Consider the following 25,007-nt stretch of genomic DNA (forward strand, 5'->3'; position numbering starts at 1 on the left):
ACTTTATGAGTACTGTAAAACCTGAACGTGAATACTTCCTCGACTCCATCCGCGCCTATCTGATGTTACTGGGGGTGCCGTTTCACGTTTCCCTCATTTACTCTGCGCAGAAATGGGCAGTAAACAGTCATGAAGCGTCGTTATGGCTGACGCTGCTGAATGATTTTATTCATGCGTTTCGTATGCAGGTGTTTTTCGTCATTTCGGGCTATTTCTCCTACATGCTGTATCTGCGCTATCAGCCACGTCGCTTCCTGAAGGTGCGTCTGGAACGGGTAGGTATCCCACTGCTGACCGCCATTCCGCTGCTGACGCTGCCGCAATTTTTTATGCTGAAAGAGTGGACGGCTAAGCTGGCTGACTGGCCCCGCTTCACCCCCTATCAGAAATTTAATAACCTGATGTGGGAGCTGATTTCACACCTGTGGTTCCTGGTGGTGCTGGTGATGCTGACCACGCTGGGGATGGTGACCTTCCGCTGGCTGCGCGATCAGCATCGCACCATTGATTATTCGCGGGTTGGCTGGGGATCGCTGACGGCGGGCGTACTGGCATGGGCGCTGCTCTGGTGCGTGTTCCGCCGTCTGGTGTTTATTTTCCAGCCTGCGTGGCTAATGGATGGTTTGTTTAGCATCATTGTGATGCAGACACTCTTCTATCTGCCGTTCTTTATGCTGGGAGCGCTGGCGTGGAAACACCCCCCGCTGAAGCAGCTGTTTGTCCGCTTCAATCTGGTGATGTGGGTCGGTGCGCTGCTGATGTTTGCGGCCTATTGCGCCAACCAGCGACTGAGCAGCGGTGAGGGCTTGTTGTATGAACTGGATGCGATTATCTCGACGCTGATGGGCATTTGCATGCTCAACGTCTGCTTCTGCTTTGGTCATAAGCTGCTGAATTCACATTCGCCGCGCATTATGTATCTGGTCAATGCGTCACTGTTTATCTATCTGGTGCACCATCCGCTGACGCTGCTGTATGGCATTTACGTGACGCCGCGGATTGAAAACAACACGCTGGGCTTCTTCGTCGGCCTGCTAATGGTGTTTGGCATCGCGTTTCTGCTGTATGAGATTCACCTGCGCATCCCGCTGCTGCGGTTCCTGTTCTCGGGGAAATTTGAGCGTAAACAAGCACAATGACAGGCGATCAGTGACCTCGGGCCATAAGTGAGGTCAGGCTATAAATGATGTGTCTCACAGACAGCTTAAGAGTTTAAAGCGATGGGAGCATACGCCAGTAGCAAAGCATAGCGGGCCAGGGATGGCCCGCGCTGAGCCCGCCAGGGATGGCGGGTTTTGCGTCTTTGCGGAGGGCGTATGCTTCATGAGCCAGCGCCTGGACCCAGGCAAGGTCCAGCTTACAGCAGCCACTCAATCGGCAGTCGCCACACCAGACGTACCTGCAGGCGCTGCCACCAGGAGCAGCCCGGCTCGTGTTTATGCACAATCTGCTGCGGCTCATCCGGATACTCCAGCCAGTTTACCCTGCCCCACTTATCCAGCCGCAGCGTCCATGCCCGATCGCGCATTGACTGGCTGAAACGCTGATGCGTCTCTGCGGCGAGCGCCGCACTCTCAATCACCAGTCCCATTTCCGTATTCAGCACCGCTGAACGGGGATCGAAGTTAAACGAGCCGATAAACAGCGTCTGTTGATCCACTGAGAAGGTTTTGGCATGCAGGCTGGAGCCGGAGTTACCGGTTAATCCCCGGTCGTGCGGGGCATCAGGCACGCCCGCCTGCGGTTTCAGCTCATAGAGCGCAATACCATGACGCAGCAGTTTTTTGCGCCACTTAGCGTAGCCGGCATGGACAATCGACACATCGTTAGCCGCCAGTGAATTGGTCAGAATGGCAATTTTTACTCCTTTGCGCTTCAGCGAAAGCAGCTGAGCGACCCCTGCGCGGGTGGGTACAAAATAGGCCGAGATGATGTCGAACTGCTTTTGTGGCGTGCCTATCACCTCCAGCATTCGCTGCGGCAGCAGGCTTCTGGCACGCGCTTTGCCCAGCCCTTTACGCGGATCATCGCTCAGCAGGCGCGCTTTTGCCCAGGTCAGAGCCAGCGAGCCCTCTTCCAGCTCCTGCAGCAGCGAAGAATTTTCCAGCCGCTGAAGATAGCGCTGCACCGGTTCACTGTGACGCCACTCTGCTGGCAGACTCACACTGTCCTCTTCCGGCTCCTCTTCATCCAGCACCTGCTGCAGTGGAGAAACCGGCTTGCTGCGCCAGTAGCGCTCAAAATCCTCTGCGACCTCTTTAACCACCGGGCCTATTGCCATGACGTCGAGATCGGCAAACAGCGGTTCATTGCCGGTGCCGAAATATTCGTCGCCGATATTGCGCCCACCGACCACGGTCGTGACGCCATCCACCGTAAAGCTTTTGTTGTGCATGCGTCGGTTCAGACGGGCAAAGTCGGTGAGATAACCCAGCGCGCGCAGGGTGCGAAACGAGAACGGATTAAACAGCCGCACCTCAATGTTGGGATGGCGGTTGAGCTGGGCCAGCGTCTCGTCCAGGCCCGGCGTATTGTTGTCATCCAGCAGCAGCCGCACTCTTACCCCGCGACGGGCAGCCTCCAGCACAGCGCTGAACAGCAACCGGCCAGAGAGATCGTTTTGCCAGATGTAATACTGGATATCGAGTGAACGCTCCGCTTTTTGCATCAGCAGATAGCGGGCAGCAAAGGCATCCAGCCCGTCGCTTAACTGATGGACGCCGCTCAGCCCCGGATGGCGCAGACACTCTGGCTCCAGCTGTGTTTCAAGCCAGCTGGACTGTTCCAATGGCTGGGAGAGCTCAAACGCTTCGGTCATGACATTTCCCTGTAAAATGCAGTTATTTTTATTATTCCCCGGTCCGACCTCTGATGCTATTCCTCTGTTCCGACTTAGTGAGGGGTCACGGGCGTTTTTTAGTCTAGACTTAACCGGACGATCTGTGACCGGCATTATCCCGGCAGGAGAGGAATATGTCTCATCAATCCCTTACAGATGCCCGCCAGCGCTATCATCCCAGCCTGTTTCGCAGCTTTTTCCAGGGCAGTTTCCCCTGTTCCACTGCCTGCCGTACACCCGGGAAACGGCTGGATATGGTGATCAGCAGCGGACACGATATGCTGCTGGAAAAAGATTATGCCGCCCTGGCTGAGCAGCATCTGCTCACCGCCCGCGACGGTGCGCGCTGGCATCTGATTGAAAAGATCCCTGGCCAGTATGACTGGCAGAGCTTTCTGCCGATGGTCGAAGCCGCGCGACGTCAGCAGATGGAGATCATCTGGGAGCTGGCTCATTTCGGTTATCCCGATCATCTTAATGTCTGGAAAGCCGAATTTGTTGACCATTTTAGTCGTTTCGCTCGCGCGATGGCACAACTGATGCGCGATCAGGGCATCGAACGCCCCTTCTTTACACCGGTTAATCAAATCTCATTCTGGTCATGGGCCGGGGCGGATGTGGCCTGGTTTAATCCTCATGCTGCGCAGCGCGGTAAAGAGCTGAAGCGCCAGCTGGTCCGCGCCTCGCTGGCGGCGATACATGCCATTCGCGAGGTCTATCCGGAGGCGCGCTTTGTGCTGACTGACCCGCTGGTGCAGATCGCTCATCATCCCGACAATCCGGACAGCAAACCTTATGCCGATGCGCAGCATCAGGCGCAGTTCGAAGCCTGGGACATGCTGGCCGGTCGCGTCGATAAGGAGCTGGGCGGCAGTGAAGATTGCCTGGATATCCTCGGCCTGAACTACTATCCCGATAATCACTGGTTTTTCCCCGACCAGCCAATGTCGCTGGAGGATCCGGAGCGTGTGCCGCTGCATATCCTGCTGGCGCAGTGCTGGCAGCGCTACCAGCGTCCGATGCTGATTGCTGAAACCGGCGCAGAGGGTGAAGCGCGCGCCCCCTGGCTGCAGGAGATCAGTGAAAACGTGGCGGTGGCGCTGGATCAGGGCATTGCAGTGGAGGGGATTTCGCTCTATCCGGTAGTGGAGTATCCGGCCTGGGCCGATGACCGGCGTTCGCCTGGCCCGCTGCTGGGATTAGCCGATCCCAATGGCAACCGTAATCTGCATGAGCCGCTGGCGCTGGTATTGCGCAGTCAGCAGATTAAGTTTGCGACACGTAATCAGACGTGCTGAGAAGGTGGCTTTTTAGGGTAACAGGAGCGAACGTCGAGAGAGGGATCGGCAGGATGACGTACGTCGGTCAGCCAGACCATGGTAAACAGGAAGGTCACCCCGATCAGGCAGGCCGCCAGCAAACCGATAATTGCGATTAATTTGTCATCTCCGGAGTCCATCGCCTTCTCCTTATTCAATCCGTTGAATCCCTGTGCGTGTCAGCTCATCCAGAGCGTAATCATCAGGACAAAGATTATAAGCGTTACCGAGGTCACCGCAAGCACCACTATCGCAAAGTGCGCATCGTCAAGTGACTGGCGAATTGGCTCATCGTGATCGTCGGGTGGCAAGGGTAAAGACATAACTATCCTGTGAAAAACATGGGCCGCCGGGTTGTGATGCGGTGAGTGACAGTGTAGATGAAAGGCTGATTATCGTCCGGTTCTTTCGTCCGAAAAATAAACTGGCCCGTGCCAGCGCGGCACGGGCCTGAGATCAGACGCCGCGCCAGCGTTTGAAGATCAGTGAAGTATTAATGCCACCAAAGGCAAAGTTGTTGCTCTGGATATAGTCGGTTTCAAGCTCACGCGGCTCACCCATGATGTAATCCAGCTGGCCGCCATCTGCTGCCGGTTGCGTCAGGTTCAGGGTTGGCGCAAACCACCCTTCCCGCATCATCTCAATACTCATCCAGGCTTCCAGCGCCCCACAGGCACCCAGCGTATGGCCAAAATAGGACTTCAGCGAGGAGATCGGTGTCGTTTCGCCAAACACCGCCGCCGTCGCCAGACTTTCGGCCATATCACCCCGTTCAGTGGCGGTGCCGTGCGCATTTACATAACCAACGTCTGCGGCCGTGATACCGGCGCTTTGCAACGCCCGCTCGATGCAGATCTGCATGGTTTCCCGCTGCGGCTGAGTAATATGGGCGGCGTCGCAGTTGGTATGGAAACCGGTGAGCTCGGCGTAGATCGTTGCACCGCGTGCCAGGGCATGTTCCAGCGACTCAAGGATCAGCGTGCCCGCCCCTTCGCCAATTACCAGACCATCGCGCTGCTGATCAAAAGGTGCAGGTGTGGTGTGCGGCGCGTCATTACGCTGGCTGGTGGCAAACAGGGTGTCGAACACCGCGGCTTCCGACGGACAGAGCTCTTCTGCGCCGCCAGCCACCATCACCGTCTGATACCCGTGACGAATCGCTTCCCAGGCATAGCCAATCGCCTGGCTGCCAGAGGTACAGGCGCTGGAGGTCGGGATCACCCGGCCGCGCAGGCCGAAAAAGAGCCCGGCATTGACGGCCGTGGTGTGTGGCATCATCTGCACATAGGTGGTGCCGGTGATATTGTTGGTGTGCTTTTCGGTCAGCATGGTGGCGAACTCGCTGACCGGCCCGGTGCTGCCGGTGGAAGAACCGTAGGCGATACCCGTTTCTCCGCTGGTCAGCACCGGATGGTCAATCAGGCCCGCCTGGGTCAGCGCCAGCTCGGTCGCGCGCGTTGCCAGCAGCGAAACGCGGCCCATGGCGCGGATACGCTTGCGGGTGTAGTGCGCAGGCAGCACAAAGTCATCCACCGGTGCGCCGAGCAGCGTATGCAGCCCGTCGTAGATCTGCCACTCCGGCATAAAGCGCACCGCATTGCGGCCCGCACGGATCCGTGCCGAAACTTCAGCCCAGGACTCACCAAAGGCGGTTACGCCGCCCATGCCGGTTACGACTACCCGCTGGATCACAGCATGCCTCCGTTTATAGAAATGACCTGACGCGTCACGTAGCCTGCGATATCGGACATCAGATAGCTCGCCAGTCCGGCGACCTCTTCAGCCGCGCCCATGCGCTTCATCGGCACGATCTTCATCGCTTCCTCAATCACCTGAGGTTCCAGCCCCTCCATTCCGGTATCAATCAGGCCTGGCGCAATGCAGTTAACGGTGATTTTGCGTTTCGCCAGCTCAATCGCCAGCGCCTTAGTGGCACCAATAATGCCCGCTTTCGCCGCGCTGTAGTTCACCTGACCACGATTGCCCATTATCCCCGACACCGACGAGAGGGTGATAATGCGGCCGCCGCGCCGCAGACCGATCATCGGCATCACGCAGGGCTGGATCACATTGTAAAAACTGTCGAGATTGGTGTGGATGACGCTGTCCCACTCCTGATCCGTCAGGGCAGGAAATGCCGCATCGCGGGTGATACCGGCGTTGCTTACCACGCCATAATAGGCGCCATGTTGCTCAATATCCGCCTCCAGCGCAGCGCGGGTTGCTGCCCGATCGGCCACATCAAATCCCAGCACACGGCCGCTGCCGCCTGCGGTTTCGATCTGCTGCAGGCACTCCTCAGCGCCTGCGCGGTCACGGTTGAAATGGACGATAACCTGATAGCCATCCTGGGCGAGACGCAACGCAATCGCGCGGCCAATCCCTTTACTGGCGCCCGTCACTAATACCGAATCTGTCATGGCTGATTTCCTTGTGACATCAATTGCTGTAATTCTGCTTCATTGGGTTGATACGTATTCAGGCGACCGCTGGCAAGCCGCTGGGTGCCGTAATGAATGTCGCCCTCAAAGCTGCCCATGCGGTCATCGCGCATCAGCAGCGTCATTCTGATATCCAGCGTAACACTGGCGGGAAAGAGGGATCGCTCTGCCCGCCAGCCGCGTCCGCCCAGCAGCATGCCGGGCGGGATAAGGGTTGCGCCGCCCTGCTTTGCATGCCAGCCCGACCAGACGCCCACGGTTTGCGCCATCATTTCCACGCCAAACCAGGCGGGCAGTTCACCCTGAGGCGTCAGAAACGGTGTCAGTACGCCACCGGCGCAGGTCGACACCTGACAGTGGACCTGCTCATCATCCACGGCGATCAGCTGATCAAGCAGCAGCATCGGCGCAGCATGCGGCAGCCAGCGTGCCGCGGAAGAATTAATAACCATGTTGGCGTCCCAGAATCAGACAGGTGTTGTTGCCGCCAAAGGCGAAGGAGTTAGAGGCGATGACCGGCCGTTGCAGCGCCTGCGGCTGTAATAACAATCCGCAATCCGGCAGCGTCTCATCCTGCGCCGCCGCACTGAAATCCTGTGCGGGCAGTGGCAGATTGTTTTGCAGGATCAGCGCACTGAGGGCGGCTTCACATACTCCTGCTGCGCCGAGCGTATGGCCGGTCAGATGTTTGGTCGAGCTGCACGGCACCGCATTGCCAAACAGACGCTGAATCACGGCAGCTTCCATCTGGTCGTTAAGCGGCGTTGCAGTGCCGTGCAGATTGATATAACCCACCTGCTCTGGCAACAGGTTCGCCTGTTGCAGCGCCATACGCATCGCCCGTTCAGCGCCCTCGCCCTGCGGATGGGGAGCGGACATGTGCCAGGCGTCAGACGATTCGCCAGCTCCCAGTAGCGCCAGCGGCTGCGGTTCCCGCGTCAGCAGCATCAGTGCGGCCCCTTCGCCAATGGAGATGCCGTCGCGATCGCGGCTGAAAGGGGCGCAGCGACGTTCAGAGAGCGACTCCAGGCTGTCGAATCCGTTGATCGGCATCCGGCTCAGCGAGTCCGCACCGCCCACCAGCGCCACATCCGCCAGCCCCGCCGCGATCAGACGCTCACCACTGATAATGGCGCGGGCGCTGGAGGAGCAGGCGGTTGAAATGGTATAGGCCGGGCCATCCAGGCACAGAAAGTGAGCCAGGAAACGGGAAGGATCGCCCAGCTCCTGCATCTGATAGTGATAACCGGACTGACTGCCGCCAATCTGCTGATCGCCCTCATCCACGCCCGAAGTGCTGGTTCCCAGCACAATTGCCACTCTGCTGGCACCATAGTGCGCAATCGCCGCGTCGAGCGCCGGACGGATTTGCGCCAGTGCGGCCAGCAGCAACTGGTTATTACGGGTGTTGTGCACGCTCAGGGCAGCAGGAATCGATGGCAAATCACCTTCAACTCTGCCAAGCCAGCAGGTGCGGTCACCGCTCAGCCAGCCATGACGCAGCTGCATGCCGGGTGCCTCACCCCTGGTAAGACTGGCCGCAATCTGCTGAGTATTATTCCCCAGGGCATTCAGCATGCCGATGGCAGAGATGTAAATCATAAGGCATCCAGATGTTGAATGCGGATCTGATAGCCAAACGCATGCTGCTGAATGCTGATGGGCTGGCGCTGATTACCGCGTTGCAGATAATCGATTTCGGTGACCAGTTGGTTATCGGCATCGATCAGCCGTCGCTTTAACCCCTGATCCTGCAGCGTCCAGCCTGGCGGCAGCTGTTTTTGCCACAGATCCCGTGGCCAGTAGCTGAGCATAATATCCGCCAGCACCTGACTGGCAGGCGGCATCTGCGGCAGCGGCATCAGCTGCTGAGTGTGAATACCGCTGGCATCGTAGCGCAGGCTGAACAGGCGAATACCCACCGAGGAGAGTCCGGCCAGATCAATTTGCTGTTCATCGGCGCTGAGCAGCACCAGCAGTGACTGACTCTGGCCTTTCACCTGTCCGGTCAGCAACTGCTGCTGCTGGAAGGCGGGACGGATGCCCGGCGGTGGCAGCGTCACCTTCACGCCCGGTTTCAGCCAGGCGGTGGGACGGCTGCTGTCAGGTGCAGGTCCGGCACAGGCGCTGAGCAGCAGAGCCGTCAGCAGAATAAGAGCGGCGCGGATCATCGTTTACTCCTTGATCGGGTGGGTCGCATCGCCAGCGGCGACAGCAGGAAAGCGCTGAAGATGCCGCTGCATAACACTGTGCCAAAACTGGCAATCGCGCTGGTGCTGCTGAATACCAGCATCCCCAGCGTCAGTAAGGTGGTAATCATCGCCAGCGACACCGCCAGCAACGAGGTCAGCGGCGTACCCTGCGGGTTGCTGAAAAAGAGCGTGTAATTAATGCCGATGCCCAGCACCAGAATCAGTGCCAGCAGGGCAAACAGATTCAGCGACGCGCCGATCCAGCCCAGCGTTGCCAGCGCCATCGCCAGCGACAGCACTGACGGCAGCGCGCTGCGTAAGCCCGCTTTTAACCCCAGTCGCATAACAAAACTCAGGGTGATCAGCAGCAGCGCCAGCGCCAGTAACCCGCTCAGCAGGGTGCGCCAGAAACTGAACAGCGAATCGTAACCTGATTTACGGTCAATCCAGCTGACGCCCGGATGCTGTTTGGTCAGCTCCGCGAGTGCAGCGCTGTTTTTTACGCCGCTGGTGGGGATCAAAACACCGCTGCGCCCGTCTGGCAGCGTCAGCCACAGCAGTCGCCAGCCTTCACTCAGCGGACTCGCCAGCCACGCCTCTGGTGTTACCGGCATCGGGGTCAGATCCGGTGCCGGCAGCGTGATACCCGCCTGCTGCAGGCGGGCCGTAATATCCGGTGCTGCCTCTTTCAACAGCTGAAGATCCCGCTGTTGCTGCGCCAGCGACGTCAGCGGCAGCAGACGATAGTGCTGCAGCCAGCCCTGCTGCTGCGCCTGCTGCAGATCCGGTGCCAGTTTTTCCAGCCGCTGCAGCGTCTGCTGCGCGTCATCGCCCCAGACCACAAACCAGGTCTGATCGGCGCGCTGTCCGGTCAGGGTTGCCAGCTGGCGATCCTGCTCCAGCAGATGCGCAGGCGCACTTTGCAGATGGGCGATATCATCATCCACCTTTAACTGGGCGATACCGGCCAGCGCAAAGATCGCCATCGCCACCGGTAATCCGACGCGCAGCCCGCGCTGGCGACGCCAGGCGGCAAGCCAGCGCGCCAGCGGCACCATCAGCGGTACCGGACGCACCGGTAATCCGCGTACCAGCCACGGATAGATCAGAATCACCGTCAGACAGGAAGCCGTTAAGCCGCTCGCGGCAAACACCGCCAGCTGCCGCAGCCCCGGAAAGGGTGCCAGCAGCATCAGCAGCCAGGCGATGGCGGTGGTCCCGAGCGCCAGCAGCAGCGTGCCGCGGACTTTTCGCAGGCTCTGCCACGGCGTCTGCTGATCGCCATGAACCATGCGCTCGGTGAGATAATAGAGCGTGTAATCGGCCGAGATGCCGACAATACTCAGGCTCATCACCAGCGTCATCAGATGCAGTTCACCGAAGCAAAGCAGTGTCATCACCGTGCCCGCCATCGCGCCGATGACCACGGATGTGACAGTCAGCAACAGCGGGCGCAGTGAACGGAAGACCAGCAGCACCAGCAGGATGACGCCCCCCAGCGTCACACTGCCCAGCGTTTTTACGTCATGCTGCGCACGCTGGCTGGCGTTGTCGCTGAACAGCACCGTGCCACGCGTCAGCAGTTTCGCCTGCGGCCAGCGGCTTTTAAGCTGTTGCTCCAGCGCGCTGAGCCGGGTAACCAGCGCATGACTTTGCTGCATACTGAAGGCGTTGTTCGCCAGTTCGCCATGCAGAAAATACCACTGCTGACCCTGTGCATCTTTTACTGTCAGCCAGCCATCATGCAGCGTCATGCGCCCGGCGTTTTGTGCCAGCGCCAGCTGCGAACCCCGCACCAGCATCAGAGGATCGCCCTGCAACTCTTTACTGCTGACCCCAGAGAAAGCCGAAAAGAGCTGCGCCAGCAGCCAGTCAGCCTGCGCCTCACCGCCGTTCTGCAAGCGGTCGCGCGTCACCTCATCGATCAGGCCGTTACGGTGTTGCCAGGCAAAGCGGCCCCACTGCTGCTGCTGTTGCCCGTCGAGATCACCCTGCACCTGTTTCAGGTCAGGCAGCGCGCGCAGCTGGGCCAGCCACCAGGCGGCGACCTGGGGATCGTCCTGCTCTCCGGGTGAAACCAGCCACACCAGCTGGCGATCCAGTCGCTGCATAAAGCCCTGCTGCAGCGCAGGCGGTGCCGCCCCCAGATTCTGCTGCGGCAGCAGCGCCAGCACACTGCTGTTGAGCTGACTGCGCGGCAGCAAAAAAGAGAGCGCTGCCGCCAGCAGCAGACAGAGGGCCAGCCACAGGAGGGCCAGCAGCCGATCGTTACGGCCCGGCAAAACGCGCCTGCTCCTCGTCGCTTAACTGCGGCGGTTCAATGCGGGTGTTGCTGAGCTCTATTTGCGTTTTATCGCCCTGCTTATCATCCAGGTTGATGCTGTCCAGGTAAGCGCTGCCCGCCAGCGAGATACGGTTGAAGATTTTATTGAGCGGCGCCGCTTTGGGCGTCAGCTCCAGCGTCCAGGCTCCGTTGCCGCGATCGCTGAAGGCCACGCTGAAGTTCTCGTTCAGCACTTTCTGGTCGGCCTGGAACAGCGCCCGCAAGAGATGGTTGAACTGGAACATCTGCGGGTTGCTGTCGGCGGTGATCACCTGAGGCTTCTGGCCGCTGAGGCTCTGCACCATGCGTTTATCATCCAGCAGCAGCGTCATCACAAAGGGTGTCTGCTGATGCCACCATAAGCCCTGCTCGCGAGCGATCAGCATCTGCCCGTGCGAGACCAGCGGCTGACGCATGCCGGAAATGGTGCGCGTCTGGATAAAGTCTGCACGAATCACCGGCTGGCTGGCAAAACGCTGCTGCAGTTGATCCAGCGTGACCGCACTGGCGGCACTGGCCCACAGCAGCAGGCTGGTAAGCACAATTTTCAGCATCCTTTCACTCCTAAACGTTCCAGTAAAATATCGGGTGAAACAAAGCACAACGCCTGACTCTCCTGCTCCACCGCCACCTGCAGAGTATGCGCTTTGGTGGTGATCTGGCCGGCAGCATTTCGCACTTCATAGTCGATGCGCAGACGATTCTCATATTCTGTGATCCGGGCGCTGACGCGAATTGTCTCTTCGCAGCGCAGTGGCTGGCGGTATTTGACCCGGGTATCGACCACCGGCCAGACGTAGCCGCTGGCGGCCATCTCGACATAGCTGTAGTTAATGCTGCGCAGCAGGGCTTCACGCGCCACTTCGAAAAAGCGGAAATAGTTGCCGTGCCAGACCACGCCCATAGGATCGCAGTCGTGGAATGAGACGGTCAGCACGACTTCAGCATGATGTTCAGTCATGGTCAGACTCCTTGTGGTGCGCCTGTTGATCAGGCAGCGTCCAGAAATCGAAAAAGTTAAACCAGTCGAGCGGCGCCAGCAGTGCGTAATGGGCCAGCCGCGCTGCGTAACGATCGACCGCCTGTTGCAGTGCCTGCTGACGTTGTGCACGCGGCAGCAGCAGCGGATCGGCGAAGGGCTCACAGTGAATACGCAGTTTACCCTGTTGCTGCAGGGCGAACATCAGCAGCACCGGACAGCGCAACGCAGCCGCCAGTACAAACGGCCCCTGTGGAAAGGGCGCGGCGCGGCCCAGAAAGTCGCTCCAGATCACCCGCCGCTCGCCGCCGCGCTGCGGATTGACCGCAGTGCGATCCCCGACAATCGCCACCCATTCGCCCGCATCCAGCTTCTGTTGCAGCAGGATAGCGGTCTCCGGCCCGATATCGCTCACTGGCATCAGATTCACCCCCGCCTGTGGAGCAATGGTTTCCAGCACCGCCCGAAAACGCCGGGCGTTGTCGGTAAACACCAGCGCATTAATCACCAGCCCGCTGACCTGCTGCGCCATCGCGCGACAGGCTTCAATGTCGCCAAGATGGGAAGCGAGAATCAGCTTGCCCTGCGGCGTGGGTGTACGGATCACCGCTTCTGCGCCTGGCGCAAAATCGATATCACGTCCCCAGCGCAGATCGCCGCGCCAGCTGGCCACTTTATCCAGCATTGCCCCGGCAAACCGCAGGAAATGGCGGTAGCTGTTAAGCCGTGGCGGTAACGCAATCTGCTGCTGCTGCGCGGCGGTAGTGACCTGCGCCAGCCACTGCCGGGAAGCGCGTCGCGCGCGCTGTCCGCTCAGCCAGTAGACCGCCACTACCGGCCAGAGTAGCAGCGTAAAGAGGAGGCGCCCGCCGTAGCGATAGACCGCCAGCATAAAACGTAATCCCCACTGTCCGCGCCGCTCCGTTTCCACAGACCAGTGCGTCGGCGGTTTGCGCATCGCCAGCAGACGGGGAATGCGCGGCAGCATGCCGAAAAACAGCCGGGTATGCATCCAGGAGATGCGCAGGTTGTCGTAGAGCGCATCGAAGTGTGACAGCCCGCTGGCCGGATAGGTGACGCGGGTCGGGATAAAGCGACTGCGGGTTCCCTGCCAGTAGAGTCGCACCATGATCTCGGTGTCAAAATCCATGCGCTGACCGATGGCCCGGCGATCGCACAGCGCCAGCGTCGCGGCCAGGGGATAGACGCGGAAGCCGCACATGCTGTCGCGGATCGACTGCGACAACGTTTCAATCCAGACCCAGAAGTGGGTGATGTAGCGACCGTAAAGGCGTGATTTGGGGATCGAGTCGTCATAGAGCGGCTGACCGGAGATCAGCGCGTCGGGATAACGCTCCGCTTCCGCCAGCATCAGCGGCAGATCTTCCGCCTGATGCTGGCCGTCCGCGTCGAGCTGCACCGCATGGGTGAAGCCGCGTGCCGCCGCGGCCCGCAGTCCGTGGATCACCGCCGCGCCTTTACCCTGATTGCTGTCGAGTCGCAGCAGGCTGAGCTGCGGGGCGTGCAGCGTCGCCAGCTGAAGCTGAGTGGCCGCATCACTACCATCATCCACCACGATTACCGGCAGATTAAAGGGTGCCAGCCGTGCCAGTACTGACGCCATCATCGCGCCGTGGTTGTAGCAGGGGATCACCACGCAGGGTGAAAATGGGGCGCTTAACACAGCGCGATCTTCCCGCTGCTGGCGGTCTGCTCGCCGTCGTCCTTCAGCAGGCTGTAACGGAAACTCAGGCGGGATTTTTCAGCGTCCCAGTCAAGACGCAGTTGCAATAGCGAGTCGGGTAATACCGGCTGCTGAAATTTAATGTTATCAACGGCAACAAACTGTTTGCCGGGCGCAAGCAGTGACACCCCGTAGTGCATCACCCAGTCGAGCTGAGCCACACCGGGCAGAATGGGCAGATGCGGAAAGTGGCCCTGAAACCAGAAGAGTCCGGCATCAATCTGCAGGGTCAGCGTGGCGCTGTCAGCCCGCAGCTCCCGGCTTCGTTCAATCGGCAACATGAAAAAGTTCCTCTATTTGCGGCCAGGCGCGTTTGCTTTGGGTGGTTACCGGAATGGTGGCCACAATCCGCCAGTAGCGCGGCATCGCCAGCGGTTCCAGCCAGCGCTGCAGCTGGCGTTTCCACTGCTGCCTGCGCTGATGCAGAGCCGCCTCATCCAGCGCGCTGTTCAGCGCCAGCACGACGCCAATCGCCTGACGCTCATGACGCGTGACCACCAGCGCCACGGCATCCTCGATTTCCGGCAGGTCGGTCAGACGGCGCTCTATCTCGCTTAATGAGATGCGCTTGTCACCGATTTTTACGATGCGATCGTGGCGTCCTGCCAGCTGAAATCCGCCGTCCGGCTGCATAGTCAGTCGATCGTCGAGCTGCAGCCCGCTGTCATCGGCAATCAGCGGCGACCAGACCTGCCAGCGATCGGGCGTCACCTGCTCCAGCCTGACCTGCGGGAAGCAGCGCCACGGCGCCTCCGCCCGATCACACTGACGCCAGGCCAGAATTCCGGTTTCGGTGCTGCCGTAGATTTCACTGACCTGACAGCCAAATCGCTGGCAGACCTGCTCCGCATCAGAGTCGCGCAGTGCGCCACCGGCAGAGACAATCAGTTCACAGGCGGGCGCTTTCAGCGCGCTGTCCAGCCGCGATAAAAAGGCCGGGCTGCTGATAAAGGCATAGCGAACGTCGCGCGGAAGCCGGGCCAGCTGTTCACCGTAAAACAGCGGCTGGGCGGCAAACGGCAGCCTGAGCGTCATCGGCAGGAAAAGTCGAAACGATAAACCGTAGAGATGCTGATGGCTGACCGAGGCGATGACCCGGCACCCCCGCAACGGTTCGCCCCACAGGCTGCTGAGCCAGCGGCTCTCCTGCTCCATCACCGCCAGCGACTTTACCACCTGACGCGGCGCGCCGGTGGATCCCGAGGTGAAGAGCACCAGCTCTGCACTCTCCGGCAGCGGTGGCAGCGGCCCCTGCGTTTCTGCGTCGTCCCACGCCAGCAGCGGCAGGCTGACCACCAGCGGCATGTCGCACAGCACGCCATCCAGCCGATCCTGCCTCTCATCCAGCAGCGCGGCGCGGCAGTGGCCCGGCATCACCGGCGTTTTACCGGCATACCAGCATGCCAGCAGCGCCACACAAAAACGGTAACTGTCATCAAAACAGAGCGCCCAGTGGCTGCCCGGTTGTGCTACTAATCGCTGGCTGAGCGCCACGACCTGACGATGCATCGTGCTGAGCATCAAGCGTTGATCGCCGCGCCAGGCGACCTCTCGATCGTCTCCCGTCAGCCAGTCGGCTACCCTCATGCTTTTCGCCTCACGCGTTGACGTACCAGCCATTCAGCACTCATCAGCGCTGCGATTAGCAGATAACTTATGCCGCCATTCCACAGCGTCCAGAGCCGCAGATCGCCCAGCAAACAGGTATAGAGCGCCATGCTGCCGTTGCCGATAAAAAACAGGCACCAGATTTGGGTGACGCGGCGGGTATAGCGCACTGCCGCAGGGGGGAGCATGGGCTCACGCAGCCGGGCGATGCGTTCCACCAGCGGCATCGCACTCCAGAGTGAGGCGCCAAACACCAGCAGCATCGCCAGATTGACCGCCACCGGATACCACAGCAGCAGATGCTGAGTGCGTAATAGCTGGCTGCTGACACAGAGCAGTGCGCCGAGCAGCGCCAGCCAGCCCATGACCGCGCCCATGGCGTTTTGCTGACGACGCAACTGCAGCCAGCGCAGGCCAAACAGCAGCGCCAGCAGCCAGAAAAGCCCCTGCCAGCGCGGCTGGGTCAGCGCCAGCCAGACCAGCAGTGGCCAGGCCAGCAGCGTAAGCAGATTCAGCAGGCGAAGCGTAGCAGCAGGCACGGCGGGATCAGGCGTCTTCGCGCATCAGTTGTTCCACGGCATCCACCACATCCTGCACGGTGCGCACTGCGCGGAAAGTTTCCGGTTTAATTTTACGGCCGGTACGTTTTTGCAGATGAACCACCATATCGACGGCATCAATGCTGTCGAGTTCGAGATCTTCATACAGACGTGCCTCGGGATGGATATCCTCAGGCGCAATTTCAAACAGGCTGGTCAGCAGCGAAGCTACTTCCTGATAGATCTGTTCTTTGTTCATCATAAGGTTGTCTCCGCTTTCAGCCGCGCTGTTGGTTGACGAACGCAGCCAGCGTCGCAACAGAGAAAAAGTGGGCGCGCAGGGTTTCACTCTCAGCGGACAGCGCCACGCCGTAGCGATTTTTCACTGCCAGGCCAAGTTCCAGTGCATCAATCGAGTCCAGCCCCAGCCCGTCGCCAAACAGTGCAGCGTCGGTCTCTATATCATCGGGACTGAGATCTTCAAGGTTGAGCGTGTCGATAATCATCTGTTTGATATCGTTAATTAATGAATCCATACCGGTTTTCGTCTTACCTGTTCTGGGGGACCAGCGCCTGCTGTAAATGGCGGGTCAGGCGACGCGCGGCCAGCGGCTGCGCATCGGGATTGCTTTCACAAAACGACTGACTGTCGATTCGCGTCTGTACACGCACGGTAAACAGCGGTTTAACCGGCGGAATCTGATACCAGCGGCTCTGTTTATCGAGCATACGCTGGCTACAGGTGATGTGAACCACGCGCAGATCGCATCCGGCGCGCACCGCGATATTGGCTGCCCCGCGCTGCAGAGTCAGTGGATGACCGTAGCGGGTACGGGTGCCTTCCGGAAAGATCAGGATATTGTCGCCGCGTGCCAGTCGCTGCTGACTGTCCGGCAACAGCGTCTCCGCTTCACTGTTGATCAGATAGTCCGCGGCGCGGATCACCCCACGCATAAAGGGATTTTTTTGCAGATCGGCCTTAACCAAACAATCCATCTCTGGCAGTACTGAAGCGATCATCACGTAGTCGATCAGTGATGGATGATTAGCGACAATCAGGCATCCGCGATCCTGTTGCAGCAGCTCTGCGCCTTCAATCCGGTAGTCATAGACCCCGGTCATCCGGCAGAATCGCAGAAAGCAGCGGAAGCTAAAGGCGATAGCGCGTCGGGCCAGCAGGCGGCGGCGCAGCGAATCGCGCTGTACCAGCAGCAGCAGGTTGAAGCCAATCAGCGACAGCAGCAGCCCGCCTATGCCAAACAGCGTAAAACTCACCGCCGTCATCACCAGCCGCCAGCAATAGTTCATGCGGCTGCCGGTGTAGTGCGCCGGTTGTGAACAATCAGCCATGATGTCTCTCCCAGTGCCATGTCAGGCGTTCGCCCGGCAGGCTGAAGGTGGGCGATTTCGCCAGCCACTCCTGCAGAAAGCGCAGGCTCTGCGGTAACCCTGAGTCTGCCCTCTCCTCTCTGCCAGCACGGCCAGTGCAGTGCAGCTGGTCGCCTGGGCGCAGCAGCAGCGCCACCGCATAGGGAAAGTTCACACGCTGTTCCGGCAGCCACGGCAGATAGTAGTCAGGCACGATGCCGTCGAAATCGACCAGCAGTACCTGCTGATAACCCGCCTGATGCAGCGCGCTGACTTCGATCAATCCCTGCTGAAACGAGTCGACTCCGGCAGCGATTGAGGTGGAGACCAGTGGTGCTTTGGCTGCAATGGTCAGGCTGCCGACCGCCGAATTGTGAACCGACATGGCAAAATCCGTGGGTGACATAGACTGCTGATCGGCCAGCGTAGTGAGGATACGCAGATTACGTTCCAGTTCACCGTGACGACTGGTGAACACGATAGCGTCAACCTGCTGACGCGCAAGCAGCGCCAGCCCACACTCTACCGCCGCACGACTGCCGCCGCTCAGACGACGTGCTGTCATCATCGGTAAAAATTGCGGCTTTGCCATCGCCTCTTTAGGGTCTATGACGGTGCCCTGTTGCGCCCAGTGCTGCCAGCCCTCGCACCCGTGTAATCCCGGAGCCAGAGCCTGCCAGTCGACCAGTGAGTAAGCGAGTCTCATCTCAACACTCTTTTTGTCATATGTGTGGCGTCGGCGTTCATCGGGGCGTCATCCCGGCCCTCTGCAAAAAAAATGCGTCCGGGAAACCCTCTGCCGATTCCGCATCAGGCCTTCACGGTAGAGGGTTACTCAGTGGTTCAGCAATAGCGGCTCATCTGATTTGTCGGCCGGCTGCCGGAGATCTTTATGCTTTGATCGTCTGTCGACACATCATTGCGACAGCGCACGCATTACTGAGCGGCAAGAGCAGAGAGTCGTAACTGAATATCCTGATCGAGATTGGCAATCCAGCGGTTGTAGTTATTGTGGATCTCGCCCTGCTCCGCTTTCAGGTTCTCACTGCTGACATAATCGATGCGGTAGTTCTGGCTGGTATACGTGATGCGAATAGTCGCCACGAAATCACGCTGGGCCAGACGACCATTGATCACGCCAGGCGAAACGGGAGTCATCACCCATTTCCGGCCAATACCCGCTTCGATGATCGCCAGTTTCATCTGGTTGTCGCTGTAACGCTGAGTGAGCGTTTGATTCACGTTATGAATCGGCGCAGTGCGCGCACAGCCGGTTAATAACGCAGCGACCACGGCCAGCGTGAAAATAGTTTTTTTATTCATGATGAATCCCTTCTTTTATTTTTATATCAGTAAGTTAAATGATTAATCCGCCTCGCGCAGGCTAAGCTTTCAGTGCGCTTTTCCGTCTGGCTGGCTTAAAACCCGCGCATGATACCACCGAATGTAAAGACAGGTAAGCAGAAGTATGCATGGGTTTTAGGGGGTTATTTGGGGGATTAAAGCGGGGAATATACGCAGTCGCCGCGACAGCGCAGAGGCCGATCCAGGCCGCAGAAACTCTGGCTGCGGCTGGATCGGTCTGAAGATTACTGTGTGGAGGCGGGTGTCCAGCCACCGCCCAGCGCGCGGTAGAGATCGATCTGCGCCAGCAGCAGGTTATTTTTGACAGTCACCCGATTCAGCTGCGTTGAAAACAGGGTTCTCTGCGCATCGAGTTCATCCAGATAGGAGGCGTAGCCGTTTTGATAGCGATTGCGGGCAATGCGCAGCGCCTCCGTTACATAGGCTTCCTGCTTTTGCAGCTCCTGAAGTTGTGCCTCACGCTGCCTGATAGCGTCTATTGCATCGTTAACTTCCGAGAAGGCGTTGCGCACCACTTTTTCATAGCCATAAAGTGCCTGATTTCGCGTCGCCATTGAGACATCCACCTGCGCCGTCAGCGCTTCACGGTTCAGCAGCGGTGCCAGGATGCTGCCGCCCACGCTCCAGAGCCGGAACGGATCATCCGCGAGCTGGTGCAGCACCGAACTCTGCAGAGTGCCGGTCGCGGTGAGGTTAAGCCCGGGCAGCAGCTTAGCGCGCGACGATGCCAGGCTGGCATCTGCGGCCAGTAACTGACGCTGAGCCTGCACAATATCCGGACGGCGATTAAGCAGCTCTGATGGCAGCAGCGACGGCATCCGCTGCGGTGAAATCTGGTCAAACTGCTGACGACGGGCGATGCTGCGCGGGTTCATACCGACCAGAAGGCTCAGCGCATTCTCCTGCTGAGTGATCTGGTGCTGCAACTGGGGCATCTGCGCTTTGGCCGACTGATATTCCGAGGCGGCCTGCATCCACTCCAGCCTGGAGGTGTAGCCGGTTTCAAACTGACGCTGTGCCAGCTTCAGCGAATTATTGCGGGTCGCCAGCGTCGCCTCCGTGACCCGCAACTGCTCATCCAGCGCGCACAGGTTGAGATAACCTGATGCCACCGAACTGGCGATGGTCAGCTCCGCGGCAGACGCGGCGGCCTGCTGCGCCGCTAAACTCGCCTGCGATGCGGTGATGCTGCTGCTGCGTGCTCCCCAGAGATCGACCTCGTAGTTCGCCTGTAATAAGCCCTGAAAAATATCGGTTTCATAGGGCTGGCCCGTCACTGACGAGAGCGTACGCTCCCGGGTCGCGGCCACACCAGCGCTCAGGGTCGGAAAGTTATCGCCCTGCGTGGCGCGCAGCTGGGCGCGATACTGGTCAACCCGGGATCGCGCCGTGAGGATATCGGGATTATTGCGCAGCGCCTGCGTCACCAGCCGGTTGAGATTTTCATCATGAAAAGCACGCCACCACTCCGCCTCCGGCGCAGCAGATGGCCCCACACTATTGCGCCAGGCGTCGGGGATCGGCAGAGAGGCGGGTGCCTTTTCAACCTGCGTGGTGCAGCCGGTCAGAAGGAGTGCCAGCGCGCTTACCATTAAGCCGCGCCGTATCATGGCGCGCCCTCACCAGCAGGTTGTGCGGCGGTGTCGATGTTGACTTCGACCGACATACCCGGACGTAACTGATGCATATTCTGGTCATTGATGCGGATGCGAACCGGAATGCGCTGCGCAATTTTAACGAAGTTTCCGGTGGCGTTGTCGGGCGAAATCGCGCTGAACTCTGAGCCTGCGGCCGGAGAGATAAATTCAACCTGCCCCGTAAAGCGTTTGCCATCCAGCGCATCGACCCGAATCGTCACCGGCAGGCCAGGACGAATATTTGCCAGCTGGGTCTCTTTAAGATTCGCGATAATCCATTTGTGATTGGTCACCACCGAGGTCAGGCGCGTACCTGCCGTGACATAGGCGCCGGTGCGGACCGCCAGCTGGCCGAGCTGGCCATCATCGGGCGCGGTAATCCGGGTATTCGCCAGATCGATCTCTGCCAGCTCCAGCGCGGCGCGGGCGCTGTCGACATCGCCTTTCAGCGCGTCACGGTTAACGATGACGGTTTGCAGATTCTGCTGGGCGACGGCGATCTGCGCCGCAGCCTGACGTACCTGCGCCTGCGCCTGGGCATTTGCGGCCCGGGCGGCGTCGCGCTCACGCACTGACAGGGATCCATCCGCCGTGAGATTTTCGACACGCTTCAGATCGAAGCCGCTTTTCAGCGCCTGTGCTTTGGCATTCTCCAGTGCCGCTTTATTGCTCTGGATGGTCGCTTCTGCGCTGCGACGCTGCTGCAGGTTATTGTTCAGCGCCGCCTGCTTCATCGCCAGCTGCGCCTGCGCCTGATGCACCCGCTGGCGATAGATACGGTCGTCAATCGTCATCAGCAACTGCCCTTTTTTCACCGGCTGCAGATCGATCACCTCGACTGAGGTGAGATAACCATTAACCTGCGGGCTGATAAAGGTCACCTGACCGCGCACATAGGCATTCTCGGTGCTTTGTATTGCGCTGGTGAAGGGCCAGAGTTGCCAGGCATAAAGAATAACCAGTACGCCAATCACCACAATGCCGCTGCCTGCGGCGATAGAAAGAATACGACGGCGGTTCGCGCGTTCGCGTTCCGCCGCCTGAAGCTCATCCTGCTGACTCATTGTTTCTCCGTTGATTCCTGTAATGCGGCCAGCTGTTGCTGCTCACGCAGGTTAAATTGCGCCTGACGCCAGTCAAGATAACGACGACGGGTCAAACGCCAGATCACCCACATCAGGGTGACCAGTGCCAGCGCGGCAGTTAACAGGTAGGTGTCGTTATAGGCGAGCACGTTGGCCTGCAGCGTGGCGATTACCTGTAACTGGCTGGTGCTCTGCGCCCCGCGCAGAACGTTGTCACCCACCAGCGAATTAAACAGCGCATTATACTGGCTGAGCCGTTCGGTGACGTTGGGATCGAGCAGTGACAGCTGATCGCCCAGCAGGCTGGAGTGATATTTTTCCCGCCAGACCTGAAACGTGCCAAGAATAGCCGAGCCGATCAGCCCGCCGAGGTTCTGACTCATGCCAAACAGCACCACAAAGCTCACCAGATTTTTCGGCTGAGTCACCACGCTGCCAATGCCCATCAGCATCGCGGGTGCCATGAAAAAGGCGCTGCTGAAGCCCAGCAGAAACTGGCTGAAATACATATTGCTGGCGCGGGTCAGCGGACTGGATTGCGCATCCATCAGCGAGGCGATAATCATCACCACCAGCGAGGTGACAATCGGCCAGTTAAGATGATTGGGCTTGATGGTCAGCGCACTGGCGGCGATGCCCGCAATAACCCCGGCCATGATCGCCAGCGCCAGACCGCGCATCTGATCGTTCTGCAAGCCAACCTGCTGCAGAAAGCCGATTGCGCCGGTGTTCTGTTCCGCCAGTACGATACGGATCATGATCATCACAATGCCCAGCCGCACCATCATGCCGCTGCTGAGCCAGCGGGTATTGATCAGCGGGTTGCGCCGGTTATGCTCAATGACGATCGCAGCGACAATCAGCGTCAGGGCGATCGCGGTACAGATACCGAGCCACGGCGTGGTAAACCACCACTCAATACGGCCCAGCGTCAGTACGCCGCACAGCAGCGCCATACCGGGTGCCAGCAGGATAAAGGTGACGAAGTCCATCTTTTCAAAGGTTTTGATGCGATCGCCCGGTGGCAATTTCACCAGCAGTACCCCGCCCAGCGCAATCAGCGCCAGACCGAGTTCAAACAGATAGAGACCGCGCCACTCGTTGAGCTGCAGCAATTCCGAAGAGAATAAGCGGGCCAGCGGGATAGCCAGTTGCGATACCGTCAGGCCAATCACCAGCGCTTTCAGGCGATGTTTCGCAGGCCAGGCCTGTACCTGATAGTAGATGCCCAGAGAGCTGAGCGCCGCAGCTACCATACCGTGAGCGGTGCGCACAATGATCGCCGAACTGAGATCGTTGGCGAAGAGATGGAAAAACGCCACCAGTACATACAGCACCAGAAACGCCTCGGTAAAGACACGCAGGCCAAACTGCTGACGGAATTTCACCAGCAGCAGGTTAATAGAGATGTTGCCCATTACGTAGACTGCAGGCAGCCAGGCAATTTCATTCGACCAGGCACCAAAGGTACCCTGCAGGTTGACCAGATTCGCCGTGACCAGCGCGTTACTCAGCGCACCGGTCAGCGAGATAAGTAAACCGATCAGGCCAAATGCCAGGCGTTTTGGCATCGGATGCAGCGGCGTCGAGGGCGATCCCGGCAGCATCGGTTTTTCGTGCGGCAACCACTCGCGTGCAGCGTAGGGATTTCGCTTTGCCACTGCTACATACTTCCCATGCGGCTCAGGAGTTGTTGCAATACGCGCTCGGTCACGGCCAGATCCTGAGGGTCAATATCGGCCAGCATTTCAGTACGGAGTGTGTCAGCCTCGGTTTTCACTTTGGCGAACGCTTCGTTACCCTTTTCAGTCAGCACCAGATGACGCTTACGTCGATCTTCTGGCGGCTGTACCCGCATCAGCAGTGACTGTTTCACCAGCCGATCCACCAGCGGCACCATACTGGCATCTTCCAGCCCCAGCAGCTGTGCCAGCTCGGTCTGGGTCATGCGTTGCGGCTCACTGGCAATCAGCCCGATGGCCATCCAGCTGCTCATGCTTAAGCCGCTATCTTTAAGGTGACGATCCACCGCCAGGCGCCAGGCATGTGCGGTCAGATGCAATAAGTGGGTAAAGGTACGCGTGTGCTGAGACAAATGTTAGCAGCCTAATAGTAAGAGTTCTAATTGAGTGGTGGCGTTATTATACGCAAAGCGAAACGCCAATGAAAAGCGTCCGGTCTGTTAAAAATTAGTGGATCGCGGCAGAATGTCCAGAGGCCGCAACCGGGAGCCGGATAACATGAAACAGGCATCAGCAAACTGGGTCGATCTGCGCCGTGACGCCGTCAGCGGTATCGAGGCGCTACGCGCCCATTTTACCGGACACGCCTATGATCCTCACTGGCACGACAGTTATCTGATTGGCGTGACCGAGCAAGGTGTACAGCAGTTTCATTCGCGGCGCAAACAGCATCAGAGCCGACCAGGCACGGTCTTTATGCTGGAGCCGGAGGAGCTGCATGACGGGGATGCCATCAACGACAGCGGTTTTACCTACCGGATGCTCTATCTTTCGCCGCAGCAGATTGCGCAGCACCTGGCTCCGATGCTGGCTGATAAACCCTCACTGCGTGAGCTACGTTTTGCCGCCACGCTGCGCGACGAGCGTCCACTGGCTTATGCCGTCTGGCATGCGTTTGATGCGCTGTGGCACAACCATCCCGCCATCATCAAAGAGGCGGCGCTGGACCGGATGTTTGGTCAGCTTACTCCGCACCGGCAGTGGTCACTGCCCGCTCAGACACCGGATAAAGATGCCCGGCTGGCGCTGCAGGCGCGTGACTGGCTGATTGCCCATCATGCGGATAATCCCGGCCTGGAGCAGATGGCGCAGCACCTGCAGGTGGATCGCTTCCGGTTATCGCGCCTGTTCCAGGCTCACTGGGGTTTGCCGCCCCACGCCTGGCTGGTGCAGTGGCGGCTGAGCCAGGCGCGTCGTCAGCTGGCGCAGGGTCAGCCCGTCGCCGATGTGGCAGCCGCGCTGGGTTTCGCCGATCAGAGTCACCTGGGCCGCTGGTTCAAACGCGCCTGCCAGCTTACCCCATCCCGTTATCAGCACGCCTGCACAAATCTTCCAGACCTGGGTTAAGCCACTTGCCACAATGCGCTTTTTTAATCAGGAGAAGCGCAATGCAAGACCCACGCTGTGTGATGATACTCAATGCCGCTCTGCCGCCAGGCAAAGCCACCAATGCTGCCGCCGTGATGGCATTAACACTGGGACAGCGACATCCGGCGCTGGTTGGCGACACCCTGGAGGATGCTGAAAGGCGCCCTTCCCCAGGTTTGATCACCACCGGGATTCCGGTGCTGGCCGCGACTGAAGAACAGCTCAGTGCATTGCGGGAACAGTGCGAACAGGCTGAATACGATCTGGTGTTGTTTCCGGAAGAGGGCCAGACCACCACCGATTATCAGGCGCTGAGCGCCGTCCTGCGACAGCAACCGCGTCAGCAGTGGCGCCTGCTGGGCGTCGCCATCGTCGGCGATAAAAAAGCCCTGCGAAAGCTGACGGCAAAACTGGCGCTATTCAGCTAATCTTTTTGCGGGAAGCTGGCCATGGCTTCC

General features: G+C 59.2%; 28 protein-coding genes. 4 read left to right on the forward strand and 24 right to left on the reverse strand.

The annotated features are described in order from the left end of the window. The first annotated feature begins 5 nt into the window (after window positions 1-5). The gene (gene mdoC / locus EPG66_RS04755; RefSeq protein ID WP_182686106.1) at window positions 6-1,139 is read left to right on the forward strand and encodes a glucans biosynthesis protein MdoC; all 1,134 of its coding nucleotides are present in this window, start codon (window positions 6-8) and stop codon (window positions 1,137-1,139) included. Window positions 1,140-1,357: 218 nt separating this feature from the next. Here the strand turns inward: mdoC and EPG66_RS04760 are convergent, their stop codons facing one another. Continuing rightward, window positions 1,358-2,818, reverse strand: a complete 1,461-nt coding sequence (locus tag EPG66_RS04760; RefSeq protein WP_182686108.1) for a phospholipase D family protein — start codon at window positions 2,816-2,818, stop codon at window positions 1,358-1,360. Between the two features lie 155 nt (window positions 2,819-2,973). Between EPG66_RS04760 and EPG66_RS04765 the strand changes: the two genes are divergently transcribed. Beyond that, window positions 2,974-4,137, forward strand: a complete 1,164-nt coding sequence (locus EPG66_RS04765) for a glycoside hydrolase family 1 protein (RefSeq protein WP_182686110.1) — start codon at window positions 2,974-2,976, stop codon at window positions 4,135-4,137. Here EPG66_RS04765 and EPG66_RS04770 read toward each other — a convergent pair. From EPG66_RS04770 to EPG66_RS04880, 23 genes are all read right to left on the reverse strand, one after another. Next, window positions 4,125-4,298, reverse strand: coding sequence for a hypothetical protein (locus tag EPG66_RS04770; protein ID WP_010246427.1), 174 nt, complete (start codon window positions 4,296-4,298; stop codon window positions 4,125-4,127). The genes EPG66_RS04765 and EPG66_RS04770 overlap by 13 nt on opposite strands. Window positions 4,299-4,337: 39 nt before the next feature. Beyond that, entirely contained in the window at window positions 4,338-4,481 is a 144-nt protein-coding gene (locus EPG66_RS04775) for a hypothetical protein (protein WP_010246429.1), read from the reverse strand. Window positions 4,482-4,614: 133 nt separating this feature from the next. Further along, complete coding sequence (locus EPG66_RS04780) at window positions 4,615-5,850, reverse strand: beta-ketoacyl-ACP synthase (RefSeq protein WP_181882715.1); 1,236 nt, start codon at window positions 5,848-5,850, stop codon at window positions 4,615-4,617. Further along, window positions 5,847-6,578: a 3-ketoacyl-ACP reductase FabG2 gene (locus tag EPG66_RS04785; RefSeq protein WP_083068380.1), complete on the reverse strand. Its 732-nt coding sequence runs from the start codon at window positions 6,576-6,578 to the stop codon at window positions 5,847-5,849. Before EPG66_RS04785 ends, EPG66_RS04780 begins: the two co-directional genes overlap by 4 nt. Next, window positions 6,575-7,051: a hotdog family protein gene (locus EPG66_RS04790; RefSeq protein ID WP_083068382.1), complete on the reverse strand. Its 477-nt coding sequence runs from the start codon at window positions 7,049-7,051 to the stop codon at window positions 6,575-6,577. The genes EPG66_RS04785 and EPG66_RS04790 overlap by 4 nt, the downstream gene beginning before the upstream one ends. Continuing rightward, the gene (locus EPG66_RS04795) at window positions 7,041-8,201 is read right to left on the reverse strand and encodes a beta-ketoacyl-[acyl-carrier-protein] synthase family protein (protein WP_083068384.1); all 1,161 of its coding nucleotides are present in this window, start codon (window positions 8,199-8,201) and stop codon (window positions 7,041-7,043) included. The genes EPG66_RS04790 and EPG66_RS04795 overlap by 11 nt, the downstream gene beginning before the upstream one ends. Then, window positions 8,198-8,770: a DUF3261 domain-containing protein gene (locus tag EPG66_RS04800; RefSeq protein WP_039387464.1), complete on the reverse strand. Its 573-nt coding sequence runs from the start codon at window positions 8,768-8,770 to the stop codon at window positions 8,198-8,200. The genes EPG66_RS04795 and EPG66_RS04800 overlap by 4 nt, the downstream gene beginning before the upstream one ends. Next, on the reverse strand, window positions 8,767-11,073 hold the full coding sequence (locus EPG66_RS04805; protein ID WP_083068386.1) for an MMPL family transporter: 2,307 nt from the start codon (window positions 11,071-11,073) through the stop codon (window positions 8,767-8,769). The genes EPG66_RS04800 and EPG66_RS04805 overlap by 4 nt, the downstream gene beginning before the upstream one ends. After that, on the reverse strand, window positions 11,060-11,668 hold the full coding sequence (locus EPG66_RS04810) for a LolA family protein (RefSeq protein WP_010246442.1): 609 nt from the start codon (window positions 11,666-11,668) through the stop codon (window positions 11,060-11,062). The genes EPG66_RS04805 and EPG66_RS04810 overlap by 14 nt, the downstream gene beginning before the upstream one ends. Next, window positions 11,662-12,075: an acyl-CoA thioesterase gene (locus EPG66_RS04815; RefSeq protein ID WP_064704819.1), complete on the reverse strand. Its 414-nt coding sequence runs from the start codon at window positions 12,073-12,075 to the stop codon at window positions 11,662-11,664. The genes EPG66_RS04810 and EPG66_RS04815 overlap by 7 nt, the downstream gene beginning before the upstream one ends. After that, window positions 12,068-13,777 carry a glycosyltransferase family 2 protein gene (locus tag EPG66_RS04820; RefSeq protein ID WP_182686112.1) on the reverse strand — a complete coding sequence of 570 codons (1,710 nt, stop codon included), beginning with the start codon at window positions 13,775-13,777 and terminating at the stop codon, window positions 12,068-12,070. Before EPG66_RS04820 ends, EPG66_RS04815 begins: the two co-directional genes overlap by 8 nt. Next, the gene (locus tag EPG66_RS04825) at window positions 13,771-14,118 is read right to left on the reverse strand and encodes a 3-hydroxyacyl-ACP dehydratase FabZ family protein (protein WP_083068393.1); all 348 of its coding nucleotides are present in this window, start codon (window positions 14,116-14,118) and stop codon (window positions 13,771-13,773) included. Before EPG66_RS04825 ends, EPG66_RS04820 begins: the two co-directional genes overlap by 7 nt. Beyond that, a complete protein-coding gene (locus EPG66_RS04830; protein WP_182686429.1) occupies window positions 14,105-15,424 on the reverse strand; it encodes an AMP-binding protein in 1,320 nt (439 codons plus the stop codon). The genes EPG66_RS04825 and EPG66_RS04830 overlap by 14 nt, the downstream gene beginning before the upstream one ends. Next, window positions 15,421-15,984 (reverse strand): COG4648 family protein, encoded by a 564-nt coding sequence (locus EPG66_RS04835; RefSeq protein WP_083068396.1) that lies wholly within the window; start codon window positions 15,982-15,984, stop codon window positions 15,421-15,423. The genes EPG66_RS04830 and EPG66_RS04835 overlap by 4 nt, the downstream gene beginning before the upstream one ends. A 7-nt stretch (window positions 15,985-15,991) precedes the next feature. Next, window positions 15,992-16,246 (reverse strand): acyl carrier protein, encoded by a 255-nt coding sequence (locus tag EPG66_RS04840; protein ID WP_010246453.1) that lies wholly within the window; start codon window positions 16,244-16,246, stop codon window positions 15,992-15,994. A gap of 16 nt (window positions 16,247-16,262) precedes the next feature. Next, on the reverse strand, window positions 16,263-16,520 hold the full coding sequence (locus tag EPG66_RS04845) for a phosphopantetheine-binding protein (protein WP_010669816.1): 258 nt from the start codon (window positions 16,518-16,520) through the stop codon (window positions 16,263-16,265). A 13-nt stretch (window positions 16,521-16,533) separates the two neighbouring features. Next, window positions 16,534-17,334, reverse strand: coding sequence for a lysophospholipid acyltransferase family protein (locus EPG66_RS04850; protein WP_022625895.1), 801 nt, complete (start codon window positions 17,332-17,334; stop codon window positions 16,534-16,536). Next, a complete protein-coding gene (locus EPG66_RS04855) occupies window positions 17,327-18,058 on the reverse strand; it encodes a beta-ketoacyl synthase chain length factor (RefSeq protein ID WP_182686114.1) in 732 nt (243 codons plus the stop codon). Before EPG66_RS04855 ends, EPG66_RS04850 begins: the two co-directional genes overlap by 8 nt. A gap of 230 nt (window positions 18,059-18,288) precedes the next feature. Further along, window positions 18,289-18,675: a lipoprotein gene (locus tag EPG66_RS04860; protein ID WP_033771404.1), complete on the reverse strand. Its 387-nt coding sequence runs from the start codon at window positions 18,673-18,675 to the stop codon at window positions 18,289-18,291. Between the two features lie 266 nt (window positions 18,676-18,941). Continuing rightward, window positions 18,942-20,327: an efflux transporter outer membrane subunit gene (locus tag EPG66_RS04865; RefSeq protein ID WP_031594528.1), complete on the reverse strand. Its 1,386-nt coding sequence runs from the start codon at window positions 20,325-20,327 to the stop codon at window positions 18,942-18,944. After that, a complete protein-coding gene (locus EPG66_RS04870) occupies window positions 20,324-21,418 on the reverse strand; it encodes an HlyD family secretion protein (protein ID WP_182686116.1) in 1,095 nt (364 codons plus the stop codon). The genes EPG66_RS04865 and EPG66_RS04870 overlap by 4 nt, the downstream gene beginning before the upstream one ends. Continuing rightward, window positions 21,415-23,100 (reverse strand): MFS transporter, encoded by a 1,686-nt coding sequence (locus EPG66_RS04875; RefSeq protein WP_115758923.1) that lies wholly within the window; start codon window positions 23,098-23,100, stop codon window positions 21,415-21,417. Before EPG66_RS04875 ends, EPG66_RS04870 begins: the two co-directional genes overlap by 4 nt. 2 nt (window positions 23,101-23,102) lie before the next feature. Continuing rightward, complete coding sequence (locus tag EPG66_RS04880; protein ID WP_182686118.1) at window positions 23,103-23,534, reverse strand: MarR family winged helix-turn-helix transcriptional regulator; 432 nt, start codon at window positions 23,532-23,534, stop codon at window positions 23,103-23,105. Window positions 23,535-23,679: 145 nt separating this feature from the next. Here EPG66_RS04880 and EPG66_RS04885 point away from each other — a divergent pair, with 145 nt between their 5' ends. Continuing rightward, complete coding sequence (locus EPG66_RS04885; RefSeq protein WP_031594524.1) at window positions 23,680-24,528, forward strand: AraC family transcriptional regulator; 849 nt, start codon at window positions 23,680-23,682, stop codon at window positions 24,526-24,528. Between the two features lie 41 nt (window positions 24,529-24,569). Next, window positions 24,570-24,977 carry a DUF2000 domain-containing protein gene (locus EPG66_RS04890; RefSeq protein WP_039387486.1) on the forward strand — a complete coding sequence of 136 codons (408 nt, stop codon included), beginning with the start codon at window positions 24,570-24,572 and terminating at the stop codon, window positions 24,975-24,977. Window positions 24,978-25,007 lie beyond the last annotated feature (30 nt).

It is taken from the genome of Pantoea pleuroti, from assembly GCF_014156615.1.
Classification (GTDB): Bacteria; Pseudomonadota; Gammaproteobacteria; order Enterobacterales; family Enterobacteriaceae; genus Pantoea; species Pantoea agglomerans.